This window comes from Streptomyces sp. NPDC127190 (assembly GCF_042672505.1).
In the GTDB taxonomy this organism is placed as follows: domain Bacteria; phylum Actinomycetota; class Actinomycetes; order Streptomycetales; family Streptomycetaceae; genus Streptomyces.
Genome location: NZ_JBHXVE010000001.1, coordinates 265963 through 279135 on the forward strand (window position 1 = coordinate 265963; position 13173 = coordinate 279135).

Annotated in this window: 11 protein-coding genes; all 11 read right to left on the reverse strand. The window is 72.0% G+C overall.

What is annotated here, in order from left to right:
- Positions 1–66 precede the first annotated feature (66 nt).
- Positions 67–630: a hypothetical protein gene (locus ACFVIU_RS01160; RefSeq protein WP_385839805.1), complete on the reverse strand. Its 564-nt coding sequence runs from the start codon at positions 628–630 to the stop codon at positions 67–69.
- 35 nt (positions 631–665) lie between these two features.
- On the reverse strand, positions 666–1238 hold the full coding sequence (locus tag ACFVIU_RS01165) for a GNAT family N-acetyltransferase (RefSeq protein WP_385839806.1): 573 nt from the start codon (positions 1236–1238) through the stop codon (positions 666–668).
- On the reverse strand, positions 1216–3447 hold the full coding sequence (locus ACFVIU_RS01170) for an MMPL family transporter (RefSeq protein ID WP_385839807.1): 2232 nt from the start codon (positions 3445–3447) through the stop codon (positions 1216–1218). The genes ACFVIU_RS01165 and ACFVIU_RS01170 overlap by 23 nt, the downstream gene beginning before the upstream one ends.
- A gap of 161 nt (positions 3448–3608) precedes the next feature.
- Positions 3609–3935, reverse strand: coding sequence for a hypothetical protein (locus ACFVIU_RS01175; RefSeq protein WP_385839808.1), 327 nt, complete (start codon positions 3933–3935; stop codon positions 3609–3611).
- Between the two features lie 98 nt (positions 3936–4033).
- Complete coding sequence (gene gatB / locus ACFVIU_RS01180) at positions 4034–5548, reverse strand: Asp-tRNA(Asn)/Glu-tRNA(Gln) amidotransferase subunit GatB (RefSeq protein WP_385839809.1); 1515 nt, start codon at positions 5546–5548, stop codon at positions 4034–4036.
- A gap of 16 nt (positions 5549–5564) precedes the next feature.
- Complete coding sequence (locus ACFVIU_RS01185) at positions 5565–5804, reverse strand: hypothetical protein (protein ID WP_351240077.1); 240 nt, start codon at positions 5802–5804, stop codon at positions 5565–5567.
- Positions 5801–7300 carry an Asp-tRNA(Asn)/Glu-tRNA(Gln) amidotransferase subunit GatA gene (gene gatA / locus ACFVIU_RS01190; protein ID WP_385839810.1) on the reverse strand — a complete coding sequence of 500 codons (1500 nt, stop codon included), beginning with the start codon at positions 7298–7300 and terminating at the stop codon, positions 5801–5803. Before gatA ends, ACFVIU_RS01185 begins: the two co-directional genes overlap by 4 nt.
- Before the next feature lie 6 nt (positions 7301–7306).
- Entirely contained in the window at positions 7307–7603 is a 297-nt protein-coding gene (gene gatC / locus ACFVIU_RS01195; protein ID WP_018531282.1) for an Asp-tRNA(Asn)/Glu-tRNA(Gln) amidotransferase subunit GatC, read from the reverse strand.
- 260 nt (positions 7604–7863) lie between these two features.
- Positions 7864–8355, reverse strand: coding sequence for a cupin domain-containing protein (locus ACFVIU_RS01200; protein WP_385839811.1), 492 nt, complete (start codon positions 8353–8355; stop codon positions 7864–7866).
- A 125-nt stretch (positions 8356–8480) separates the two neighbouring features.
- The gene (locus ACFVIU_RS01205; protein ID WP_385839812.1) at positions 8481–10718 is read right to left on the reverse strand and encodes a putative bifunctional diguanylate cyclase/phosphodiesterase; all 2238 of its coding nucleotides are present in this window, start codon (positions 10716–10718) and stop codon (positions 8481–8483) included.
- Positions 10719–10977: 259 nt separating this feature from the next.
- A complete protein-coding gene (ligA, locus tag ACFVIU_RS01210) occupies positions 10978–13173 on the reverse strand; it encodes an NAD-dependent DNA ligase LigA (protein WP_385839813.1) in 2196 nt (731 codons plus the stop codon).

The window sequence follows — 13173 nt, forward strand, 5'->3', positions numbered from 1 at the left end:
CCGTAAGACCCCTACGGCTCCCCTAAGACCCCTCAGGCCTCTAAGGCATGTGCGGCCGGGGGCGGCTCAGCCCGCCGAGGGCAGGGCGAGCAGCGCGTCGGAGTACTTCAGCACCGCCAGCAGCAGACCCACGGTGCCGAGCGAGACCCCCGCCCAGGCGACCGACCTGATCCAGGGCGCCTGGGTGCGGCCGGGGGTGCCGAACGCGGGCCGGGCGAGCACGACCACGCCGGTGATCAGCGCGGCCAGCGCGAACAGGCCGGCCCACAGGGCGGTGGTGTGCCAGGCGTCGCCGTAGACCGCCTTGAGCTGCGTCGCGACGCTCGCCCGGGTGGAGGTCCGCAGCTGGCCGATGAGCTGTTCGCGGGCGCCGGCGACGGTGCCGATCCAGCCGCCGCTGAGCGAGACCAGGCCGAGCGCGGCCGAGACGACGGCACCCGCGCCCTGACCGACCCCGGAGGACGCCTCGGCCTCCGGCACAGCAACCTCAGCCGCCTCTTCCCCGGCCGTCGCCGCCGTGCCCGTCTCCTCCTCGGCCGCCCGCTCCTTCGCGGCGTCCGTCCCGACGGCCTCCGCCGTCGTCTCGTCGTCCTTGCGCGCCACCGCGCCTGCCTCTGTCTTCGTTGCCATGCCCGGCACCGTACGGAGGCTGTCTGAGAGGCGTCTTAATGATCCTTCTGCCCGGTACGCGCGCGTGCGGCACGCCACTCGGGGGCGAGCACCGACCAGATCTCGATGTCGTGCCGGACCCCGTGGTGCGGGTGGCTCTCGCGGAGCACCGCGTCCCGGCTCATGCCCAGCCGGCGGGCGACGGCGATGCTCGGCAGGTTGCCGGAGGCCGCGTGCCACTCCACCCGGTGGATGCCCCGCTCCTCGACGGCCCAGTCGACCAGGATCCGCATCGCACGGGTGATCAGTCCGCGCCCGGTGGCGGCGGGTTCCAGCCAGCAGCCGACCTCGCAGTTGCCCGCCGCGGCATCGAAGTTCAGCGTCAGCACCCCGCCGACGAGCGTCCCGTCCAGCCAGATGCCGTGGTACGAGGCGCTGTCGGCGGCGCGCAGATCGGCGTACCGGCGGAGCGTGTCCCGCGCGGAGGCCACATCGGTGACCTGCGAGCCGAACGGGATGAACCGGCCGATGAACTCCCGGCCGCGGTCGAGGTGGGCGAGGAACTCCTCGGCGTGCCAGACCTCGAGCGGCCGCAGCTCGGCGCCGTCACCCAGGGATATCGCGTACATCGTGGCGCTGCTCCTCGCGCAGTTCGTCGACCGGGACCCGGCTGAGCCTCTCATGCGCGGCACGGCACTCGGGCGGCTCGATGCTGATGCGGGGCAGCCTGCGCTCCAGCCAGGCGGGCAGCCACCAGTTGGCGGCGCCGAGCAGATGCATCAGGGCGGGCACCAGCAGGGTGCGCAGCACAAAGGCGTCGAGGGCGACGGCGGAGGCCAGCGCGATGCCGAACATCGCGATCACCCGGTCGCCGCTGAGCACGAAGGCGAGGAAGACCGAGATCATGATGACCGCCGCGGAGTTGATCACCCGGCTGGTCTCGGCCAGGCCCACCCGCACCGCGCGCCGGTTGTCGCCGGTCTCCAGCCACTCCTCGTACATCCGGCTGACCAGGAACACCTGGTAGTCCATGGAGAGTCCGAAGAGCACCGAGACCATGATCACGGGCAGGAAGGGCTCGATCGGTCCGGCCCGGCCGAGGCCGAGCAGTTCGCTGCCCCAGCCCCACTGGAAGACGGCGACGACGACGCCGAACGCGGCGGCGACGGCGGCGATGTTCATCACGGCGGCCTTCAGCGGGATGCCGAGCGAGCGGAAGGCGGCCAGCAGCAGAAGGCAGCCGAGCCCGATCACCGCGCCGACGAACAGCGGCAGCTTGCCGACGATCACATCCGCGAAGTCGTCGTACGCGGCGGTCACCCCGCCCACCTGTACGTCGAGCGCGGTACCGGTCTCGGCGCGCGGCAGCACCTTGGTGCGCAGCCGGTCCACCAGGTCGCTGGTGCGCTGCGACTGGGGCGCGGAGTCGGGGACGACGGTCAGATACGCGGTGCCGCCGCCGGCGGCGTAGGAGACCGGGGTGACGGAGGCGACGCCGGGGGTGGCGCGCAGGGTGGTGTCGAGGCTGTCCAAAGCGAGCCGGTCGGTCGCCCCGTCCACCCGGGTCACCAGGGTCAGCGGCCCGTTCACCCCGGGCCCGAAGCCCTCGGCGAGCAGGTCGTAGGCCTGGCGGGTGGTGGAGGTGCGGGGGTCGTTGCCCTGGTCGGAGGTGCCGAGCCGGAGCGAGAACGTGGGCAGGGCGAGAACGGCGATGACGACCACGGCGAGCGCGCCGAGCAGCTTGGGATGCCGCTCGACCAGCGCGGACCAGCGGGCGGCCAACCCGGTGGGCAGCTCCGGGCTCGGCCCCTGCTCGGCGAGCCGGCGCCGCTCGCGGCGGCTCAGCGCACGCGGGCCGAGACACGACAGCAGGGCGGGCAGCAGCGTGACGGAGGCTGCGACGGTGAGCACCACGGTCAGACTGGCGGCGACGGCCACCCCGTTGAGGAAACCCAGCCGCAGTATCAGCATCCCGAGCAGCGCAATGCACACCGTCGCACCCGCGAAGACGACCGCTCGCCCGGTGGTGGCCACGGCGTTCGTGGCGGCCTCGGTGACGCTCAGGCCGCGTTTCAGACCACGCCGGTGCCGGGTCACGATGAACAGCGCGTAGTCGATGCCCACCCCGAGCCCGATCAGCATGCCGAGCATGGGCGCGAAGTCGGCGACCGTCATCACGTGCCCGAGCAGGCCGATCCCGGCGTAGGCGGTGCCGACGCCGACCAGGGCGGTGGCGATGGGCAGCAGGGAGGCGGCGAGCGAGCCGAAGGCGAGGAACAGCACCACGGCCGCGACCAGCACGCCGACCGCCTCGGCGGTGTGCCCGCGGGCGGACTGGGTGAGCCCGATGGCGCTGCCGCCCAGCTCCACCTGGAGCCCGGCACGCTCCGCCGACCGGGCGGTGCGCACCACCGACTGCGCCTCGGCCTTGCCGACGTCCTCGGCCCGCCGGGTGAAGGTCACGGTGGCGTAGGCCGTACGGCCGTCCGCGCTGATCCGGTGGGCGTGTCGCCGGCCGTACGGGCCGGACACCGAGGCCACCCCGGGCAGCTCGGCGATCCGGTGCAGGGTGCGGGTCATGGTCCGTCTGACGGCGGGGGCACGCACGGTGCCGCCGGTGGTGTGCCAGACGACGGTGTCGCTGTCCCCGCCCAGGCCCGGGAAGCCCTGCGCGATCAGCTCGGCCGCGTGGCCCGACTCGGTGCCGGGGACCTCGTAGTCGTTCGAGTACGACGACCCTGCCACGGCCGCCGCCGCGCTGACCCCGCCGAAGGCACACAGCCACAACAGGACGGCGATCAGACGATGCCGGACGCACCAGCGCGCGAGGGCTGCCACGGACGTGCTCCCAGAGGACGATGTGTGGATCTTTGGCCGGGAACCATCGTCCATGAACTGAACAGCCCGCAAAGAACGCATGAGTATTCGGATGACACTCTTGCAGGAGAAAATGATCCTTTGCGGTGATCGTGGGCTTCTTCACACGTTTGACGGGAAGTTCAGTCGGAGCGGTCCCCGAACGCCATGATCATCGTGCCCGCGATCAGCAGCCACAGCGCCCTGCGGGTGCGGCCCCGCGCCCCGAGCACCCCGGCCAGGGCGCAGACGGCGGCACCGAGCGCATAGGCGGCGGGTACCAGCGCCGGGGCGGAGCCGGTGAGCCGCAGCAGCGACGCGCCCAGTCCGGCGAGCGTCAGCAGCGCTCCCGTCCCGGCGGCGATCCAGCGGGCCCGGCGGGCGTCGCTGACGTACTCCTCGGCGTCTTCCGCCTCCGTCACCGCCTCGGGTATCGCGGGCCGGCTGTCGGAATCGGTGCGTCCAGTCATGGCCGGTGAGCGTACTGCCTGTGGCCGGGGACGATACGACGCGGGGGGGGGGGGGGGGGGGCCCCCCCCCCGCCCCCCCCCCCGCGGCTGACGGCGGCTCAGCCCTCGCTGACGCCCAGCTGCTCCAGGATCAGCTCCTTGACGCGGGCCGCGTCGGCCTGGCCACGGGTGGCCTTCATGACCGCGCCGACCAGCGCGCCGGCCGCGGCCACCTTGCCACCGCGGATCTTGTCCGCGATGCCCGGGTTGCCGGCGATGGCCTCCGCGACGGCGGCGGTGAGCGCGCCCTCGTCGGAGACGACCTTCAGGCCGCGCTTCTCCACGACCTCGTCCGGGGTGCCCTCGCCCGCGAGGACGCCCTCGATGACCTGACGGGCCAGCTTGTCGTTCAGGTCGCCCTTCGCCACCAGCTCGGTGACCCGGGCCACCTGCGCCGGGGTGATCGCCAGCTCGTCCAGCGCCTTGCCGGACTCGTTGGCGCTGCGTGCCAGCTCGCCCATCCACCACTTGCGGGCGGCGGCCGCGTCGGCACCGGCCTCGATCGTGGCCACGATCGGGTCGAGCGCACCGGCATTGAGGATCGCCTGCATGTCGGTGGCCGAGATGCCCCACTCGGCCAGCAGCCGGGTGCGGCGGGCCAGCGGCATCTCGGGCAGGGCCGCGCGGATCTCCTCGACCCACTCGCGCGAGGGCGCGACCGGGACCAGGTCGGGCTCCGGGAAGTACCGGTAGTCCTCGGCCTCCTCCTTCACCCGGCCCGAGGTCGTGGACCCGGTGTCCTCGTGGAAGTGGCGGGTCTCCTGGACGATCGTGCCGCCGCCGGAGAGCACGGCCGCGTGGCGCATGATCTCGTAGCGGGCCGCACGCTCCACCGAGCGCAGCGAGTTGACGTTCTTCGTCTCGGAGCGCGTGCCGAACTTCTCGGCGCCCTTGGGCATCAGCGAGAGGTTCACGTCGCAGCGCATCTGGCCCATCTCCATGCGGGCCTCGGACACGCCGAGGGCACGGATCACCTCGCGCAGCTCACGGACGTACGCCTTCGCCACCTCGGGGGCGCGCTCGCCGGCGCCCACGATCGGCTTGGTGACGATCTCGATGAGCGGGATGCCCGCGCGGTTGTAGTCGAGCAGCGAGTGCTGCGCGCCGTGGATACGGCCGGTCGCGCCACCCACGTGGGTGGACTTGCCGGTGTCCTCCTCCATGTGGGCGCGCTCGATCTCCACGCGGAAGGTCTCGCCGTCCTCCAGCTGCACGTCGAGGTAGCCGTTGAAGGCGATCGGCTCGTCGTACTGGGAGGTCTGGAAGTTCTTCGGCATGTCCGGATAGAAGTAGTTCTTCCGGGCGAAGCGGCACCACTCGGCGATCTCGCAGTTCAGCGCGAGACCGATCTTGATCGCGGACTCGACGCCGGTCGCGTTGACGACCGGGAGTGCGCCGGGCAGGCCGAGGCAGACCGGGCAGGTCTGGGTGTTCGGGTCGGCGCCGAGCGAGGTCGAGCAGCCGCAGAACATCTTGGTCTTGGTGCCGAGTTCGACATGGACCTCAAGGCCCATGACGGGGTCGTACGACGCCAGCGCGTCCTCGTACGACACCAGGTCGGTCGTGGTGGTCACGGTGAAAACTTCCCTCTCAGCCCAGCAGGACGTCGTCGTCGCCCAGCCGCTTCAGCTCGCGGTAGAGGATCGCGAGGCCGGTCACGATCGCCACGGCGGAGACCGTGGCGTCGATCAGCCGCAGCGTGTCGTGCTCGGCGCGGGCCTTCTTGATCTGCTTGGCGACACCGAACGCGCCGAACGCGGTGGTGGCCATCGACAGGTACGTACCGGACTTGGACTTCTTGAAGTCCTTGGCCTTGGACAGCTTGCTCACAGCGACGGAGCCTCCTCAAGGAGCGGGTGACCCCACTTTTCCACGAAGGCGGCCTCGACGGCGGCGCCGACCTTGTACAGCCGGTCGTCCTGCATCGCCGGGGCGATGATCTGGAGGCCCACCGGGAGGTTGTCCTCCGGGGCGAGGCCGCAGGGCAGGGACATGGCCGCGTTGCCCGCCAGGTTGGTCGGGATGGTGCACAGGTCCGCGAGGTACATCGCCATCGGGTCGTCGGCGCGCTCGCCGATCGGGAAGGCGGTGGTCGGCGTCGTCGGCGAGACGATCACGTCGACCTGCTCGAAGGCCTTCTCGAAGTCGCGCGTGATGAGCGTGCGGACCTTCTGGGCGGAACCGTAGTAGGCGTCGTAGTAGCCGCTCGACAGGGCGTAGGTGCCGAGCATGATGCGCCGCTTGACCTCGGGGCCGAAGCCCGCCTCACGGGTGAGGGAGGTGACCTCCTCCGCCGAGTGGCTGCCGTCGTCGCCGGTGCGCAGGCCGTAGCGCAGGCCGTCGAAGCGGGCCAGGTTGCTGGAGCACTCGCTCGGCGCGATCAGGTAGTACGCCGACAGCGCGAGGTCGAAGGACGGGCAGTCCAGCTCGACGATCTCGGCGCCCAGCTCGCGCAGCAGCTCGACGGACTCGTCGAAGCGCTGGATGACACCGGCCTGGTAGCCCTCGCCGCGGAACTGCTTGACGACACCGACGCGCATCCCGGCGACGGAGCCGTTGCGGGCCGCCTCGACGACCGCCGGGACCGGCGCGTCGATGGAGGTGGAGTCCAGCGGGTCGTGGCCGGCGATCACCTCGTGCAGCAGCGCCGCGTCCAGGACCGTACGGGCGCAGGGACCGCCCTGGTCGAGGGAGGAGGAGAAGGCGACCATGCCGTACCGCGAGACCGCGCCGTACGTCGGCTTCACGCCGACCGTGCCGGTGACGGCGGCCGGCTGGCGGATGGAGCCGCCGGTGTCGGTGCCGATGGCCAGCGGGGCCTCGAAGGCGGCGAGGGCGGCGGAGGAGCCACCGCCGGAGCCGCCAGGGATCCGGGTGAGGTCCCACGGGTTGCCGGTCGGGCCGTAGGCGCTGTTCTCGGTGGACGACCCCATGGCGAACTCGTCCATGTTGGTCTTGCCGAGGATGACGACGTCGGCGGCCTTCAGCTTCTTGGTGAGGGTCGCGTCGTACGGCGGGATCCAGCCCTCGAGGATCTTCGAGCCGACGGTCGTGGGCACGCCCTCGGTGGTGAAGATGTCCTTGAGCGCGAGCGGCACGCCGGCCAGCGGGCCGAGCTTCTCGCCCCGCTCCCGCTTCTCGTCCACGGCACGGGCCTGGGCGAGCGCGCCCTCGCGGTCGACGTGCAGGAAGGCGTGCACCTTCTCGTCGACGGCCTCGATCCGGGCGAGGTGCGCCTCGGTGACCTGGACGGCCGTCAGCTCGCCGGAGGCGATCTTCTCGGCGATCTCGGCGGCCGTGAGCTTGATGATGTTGCTGTCCGTCATGACGGTTTAGTCCTCCCCCAGGATCTGCGGCACCTTGAAACGCTGCTGCTCCTGGGCCGGGGCGCCGGAGAGCGCCTGCTCGGGGGTGAGCGAGGGACGGACCTCGTCCGCGCGCATGACGTTCGTCAGCGGGAGCGGGTGCGAGGTCGGCGGTACGTCTTGGTCGGCGACCTCGCTGACGCGGGCCACCGCGCCGATGATGTCGTCCAGCTGTCCCGCGAAGTGGTCGAGTTCTTCGGGCTTCAGCTCCAGACGCGCCAGCCGGGCGAGGTGGGCGACCTCCTCGCGCGTGATGCCAGGCATGCAGCGATCCTCTGGGGTGAGTGTGTGTGGTTTGGGGCTGGGGCTAGTCGTCACATTCCCGTCGTCCGCCCGAAGGGCGGGCCCCGCGGCGTCTGGTGCGTGCGATCGCAAGGCGCCGGAGCGGCCTCGTGGCGGAGCCACGTGGACGATTCGGCAACGCGGCGAGCGTGCGTGCCAGGCGTCGCGGGGCAGGCGGGAATGTGACGACTAGCCCCAATCCTATGGGGCGGCGCGGGGTGACCGTGAAACGGTTTGCCGGGTCACCTGCGGCCGTCCCAGGCGGGGCTGGTCAGGAAGTGGTTGTCGTACAGCTCCTGGATCTCCAGCAGGCTCTCCCGGGTGGCCTCGCCGAGGCGGATGCGCTGGAGGTGGCGGAAGTACTCGAAGCGCTCGACGCCGGGGGCGATGACGATCAGGAGGTCGGCCGTGCTGCCGGGGGCGGCGGCGAAGGCGTGCGGGCGGTCCGGCGGGACGATGACCAGGTCGCCACGGTGAGCGGTGACGATGTCGTCGCCGGACAGCAGCTCCGCCTCGCCGTCGAGCAGGTAGAACATCTCGGCCGAGTTGTGGTGCACATGCGGCCGGGCGCCGTCCGCGCCCTCGCCGAGGGTGACCCGTACGGTGGACAGCGCGCCGCCGGTGGCGCTGCTGTCGGCGAGCAGCCTGACGGCGACCGGATCGTCCCCGGCCACCTCGGCCTCCGCCTCCCGCACCAGCACGGTCTCGTCGAACTTGGGCACGAACAGCGACATGGTCCCTCCCGGGGCACGCGATCGGTCAACGCGGCGCGGTACGGCACCGATCATCGCAAACGATCATGTCCGACGCGTTCGTCCCGGCGTTCGTCCCGGCGGGGCGGGACGGGCGGGCGGGAAGGTCATTCGGCGGCCGGCAGGGCCGCGCGCGGCCGCTGCCAGCCCCGGGAGCCGCGGGCCCGCAGCCACGCCGTCGTCTCCTCCGGAGGCATCGCCGCCGCGACGAGCCACCCCTGCACCGCGTCGCACCCCAGGTCCCGCAGCCGCTCCCAGGTCTCGTCGTCCTCCACGCCCTCGGCGACGACCAGCAGCCCCAGCGAGTGCGCCAGGTCGACGGTGCAGCGCACGATCTCCGCGTCCTCGGTGTCGACGGCCAGCCGGGCCACGAAGGAGCGGTCGATCTTCAGCTCGCTCACCGGCAGCCGCCGCAGATGCACCAGCGACGAGTACCCGGTGCCGAAGTCGTCCAGGGACATCTTCACGCCGTGCCCGGTGAGCCCGGCGAGGGTGTCGGCGGCCCGCTGCGGGTCCTCCAGCAGCACATGCTCGGTTATCTCCAGCTGGAGCGCACCCGCCGGGACCCCGTGGCGGGCCAGCCGCGCGGCGACCGAGCCGGCGAAGCCGGGCGTGTGGACGTCGCGCGGGGAGACGTTGACGGCGACCGGGACCCTGAGGCCCTGTGCGCGCCACTTGGCGACCTGCCCGAGCGCGGTCTCCAGGACGTACTCCGTCAGGTGGGGCATCAGCCCGCTGGACTCGGCTATCGCTATGAACTCGTCCGGCGGCACCTTGCCCCGCTCGGGGTGCACCCAGCGCACCAGCGCCTCCAGGCCGGCGACCTGTCCGTCGAAGCGGACCTTGGGCTGGTAGTGCAGCTGCACCTCGTGGGCGTCCAGCGCCCGGCGCAGATCGCCGAGGAGGCCGAGGCGGTCCGGGGTGTTGGAGTCCCGCTTGGACTCGTACACTTCGACGCCGGTGCGGTCCCGCTTCGCCTGGTACATCGCGACGTCCGCGCGCCGCAGCAGGCCCTCCGCGTCCAGGGCGTGGTCCGGGAAGACGGCGACGCCGGCGCTGGCCTCCAGCACGAGGGTGAGCCCGTCGAGGTCGAGCGGCGAGCTGAGTGCGGAGACCAGGCCGCGGGCGACGCGCGTGGCGGACGTGGTGGAGTCGGCGACGGGAAGTAAGACGGCGAACTCGTCACCGCCGAGCCGGGCGGCCTCGGCGCCGCGCGGCAGGGCGAGCCGCAGCCGGTCGGCTATCTGGAGCAGCAGCCGGTCGCCGGCGAGATGTCCCAGGGTGTCGTTCACCGAACGGAACCGGTCGAGGTCGATCAGCATGAGGGCGGAGCGGGCGCCGATGCGCTCGGCGTCGTCGAGGGCGGTCCAGATCCGGTCCAGCAGCCACTGCCGGTTGGGCAGTCCGGTCAGCGGGTCGCGGAGCTGCTCCTCGGCGCGGGCGCGGGCCATCCACAGGGTGGAGTCGAGCGCGATGAGCGGGATGGCGAACAGCGGGAGCAGGATCGGCTGGGCCTCGGCGACCACGCAGACCAGCGGGGCTATGCCGAGCAGCGCCACCGCGACCAGCCCCTGTCTGATCAGCGCGGGGCGGGAGATGGCGGGCAGTCCGCCGGGCGGGCTGTACAGGTACCAGAGCAGGCCCCGGCTGACGGCGAGGTAGGCGAGCGCGGCCAGGGTGACCTCGGGCACGGTGGCCAGGCTCCAGCTGCCGGTCTGCCAGGGCGCCTCGACGGTCGGCACCCGGCCGAACGCGCCGAGCAGCAGGGCGCCCACGCCGATGCCGAGGATGTCCACCGAGCCGTGCAGCAGGCCCTGGCGCCAGCGGTGCCGGCGGGCGACGCCGACCAGGACGACCACGGTGAGGCTGACCAGACCGGCGGGCACCCAGCCGTACAGCAGCAGTACGGCGAGGGTGAGGGCGGCGCCGGAGCCGGTGCCGCCCCACCAGCGGGCGCGGCACAGCATGACGAGATGGCCGACGATGACGCCGATGAGCAGGGCCAGCGACCAGCCGACCCGGCCTGCCGGGAAGAGCGCGTGATGGCCGGTGAAGGCCTGGTAGAAGCCGGCGCCGAGGGCGAGTGCGGCGGCGGCGACCACGGCCGCGGGCAGGGCGGGCCAGCTCAGGTGCCGCTCGGCTTCGGCGGCGGCCGGGCCGGGGGCGGGCGCGACGGCCAGTTGCATGGGCCGGCAGGCGTCGGTGGCGGTGCCGGCTCCGGCCGGCCGCGGCGGCACGGCCGTACGACTCTCGCTCCGGGCCGGCCACCGGTTCCCGCGCCAGGCGAGCGCGCGACGGCGCAGGCGCAGCCATGAGTCCGGGGCGGCGCTCTCGGTCGGTTCCATTCCCGTCCCTCTCACAACCGGCGGTGCCCACGCCACGCGGCCCGATGTCCGACGCCCATCAGCAGCTCCGCGGTGAAGAAACCTTCCCCGCGTCCTGGGAGGGCACGGGGATGCCCCAACCGCAGCCGGGCACGGCAGGCGCACATCCCAACAGTAGGCCGCGGAAGGCTTCCACGGGCACCGGTCGTCGACGGTTGCCCGAATAGGCCCGGGCCACCCGTATGCAACTGATATGCACCGATCGGGTGGCCTTCAACCGCTACTCCCCGGTCGGAAGCGCGACTTCGGCCGCCGCTTCCGGGCCCTGCTCCAAGAGGACGCCGAAACCGTCCTCGTTCAGCACGGGAACCTTCAACTGCATGGCCTTGTCGTACTTCGATCCAGGGTTCTCACCTACGACGACGAACGAGGTCTTCTTCGATACGGAACCGGTCACCTTCGCGCCCCGGGTCTGCAACGCCTCCTTGGCGCCGTCCCGGGTGTGGTGCTCCAGGGTGCCGGTGACCACGACGGTGAGCCCCTCCAGCGGGCGCGGTCCCTCGTCCTCGCCGGTCGAGGCGTCCTCCAGCGGGACACCGGCGGCCTTCCACTTGCGGACGATCTCGCGGTGCCACTCCTCGGCGAACCACTCCTTGAGCGCGGCGGCGATGATGGGCCCCACGCCGTCGGTGCTCGCCAGCTCCTCCTCGGTGGCCTGCTCGATGCGGTCGATCGAGCGGAACTCGCGCGCGAGGGCCTGCGCGGCCACCGGTCCGACATGGCGGATGGACAGGCCGTTGAGGAAGCGGGCCAGCGGGCGCTCCTTGGCCGCCTCGATGTTCGCCAGCAGGGCGAGGGTGTTCTTCTTCGGCTCGCCCTTCTGGTTGGCGAAGACCGTGACGACCTTCTCCTCGCCCGTCTTGGGGTCCCGCTTGGGCAGACCGCTGTCCGGGTCCAGCACATAGGCCTTGATGGGCAGCAGCTTCTCCACCGTCAGGTCGAACAGGTCGCCCTCGTCCACCAGCGGCGGGTCGGCCGGCTCCAGCGGGCGGGTGAGCGCGGCGGCGGCCACCGCGCCGAAGTGCTCGATGTCCAGGCACTCGCGGCCGGCGAGGTAGGAGACCCGCTCCCGCAACTGGGCCGGGCAGGTGCGCGCGTTCGGGCAGCGCAGGTCGATGTCGCCTTCCTTCATGGGCCGCAGCGGGGTGCCGCACTCGGGGCACTCGCCCGGCATCACGAACTCCCGCTCGGTGCCGTCCCGGAGGTCGACCACCGGGCCGAGGATCTCCGGGATGACGTCACCGGCCTTGCGGATGACGACCGTGTCCCCGATGAGCACACCCTTGGCCTTGACGACCTCCTGGTTGTGCAGGGTCGCGAACTCCACCTCGCTGCCGGCCACCGTGACCGGCTCGACCTGGGCGTACGGCGTGACACGGCCGGTGCGGCCGACGCCCACCTTGATGTCGATGAGCTTGGTGTTGACCTCTTCCGGCGCGTACTTGTAGGCGATGGCCCAGCGCGGCGCCCGCGCGGTGGAGCCGAGCCGGCCCTGGAGCCGGATCTCGTCCAGCTTGATGACCGCGCCGTCGATCTCGTGCTCCACGGAGTGGCGGTTCTCGCCGTACTGCGCGATGAACTCCCGCACCCCGTCGAGGCCGTCGACCACGCGGTTGTGCGGGGAGGTGGGCAGGCCCCAGGTCTTCAGCAGGCGGTACGCCTCGGAGAGGCGGGTCATGCCGGTGAAGCCCTCCAGGGCGCCGATGCCGTGGACGACCATGTGCAGCGGGCGGGTGGCGGTGACCCGCGGGTCCTTCTGGCGCAGCGAACCGGCCGCCGCGTTACGGGGGTTGGCGAACGGCTTGTCACCGGCGGCGACCAGGCGCTCGTTCAGTTCGAGGAACTTCTCCATCGGGAAGTAGACCTCGCCGCGGATCTCCACCAGGTCCGGGACGTCCTCGCCGCTCAGGCGGTCCGGGATCTCGGCGATGGTGCGCACGTTGGGCGTGATGTCCTCGCCGGTGCGGCCGTCGCCGCGGGTGGCCGCGCGGGTGAGGCGGCCGTGCTCGTAGGTGAGGTTGACCGCGAGGCCGTCGACCTTCAGCTCGCACAGGAAGTGGTACTCCTGCTCGCCCAGTTCCCGCGCGATGCGGTCGGCCCAGGCGGCCAGCTCGTCGTCGTTGAAGGTGTTGTCCAGGGACAGCATGCGCTGGCGGTGCTCGACCGCCGTGAACTCCGTCGCGTACGACCCCGCGACCTTCTGGGTCGGGGAGTCCGGGGTGCGCAGCTCCGGGTACGTGGCCTCCAGGGCCTCCAGGGACTTCAGGAGCTGGTCGAACTCCGCGTCGCTGATGACGGGGGCGTCCTTCACGTAGTACCGGAAGCGGTGCTCCTCGATCTGCTCAGCGAGCTGCGCGTGCCTGTCCCGTGCCTCGGCGGGCACTGCCGTCTCCGCCTGCTGCTTGTCGCCGGCCAC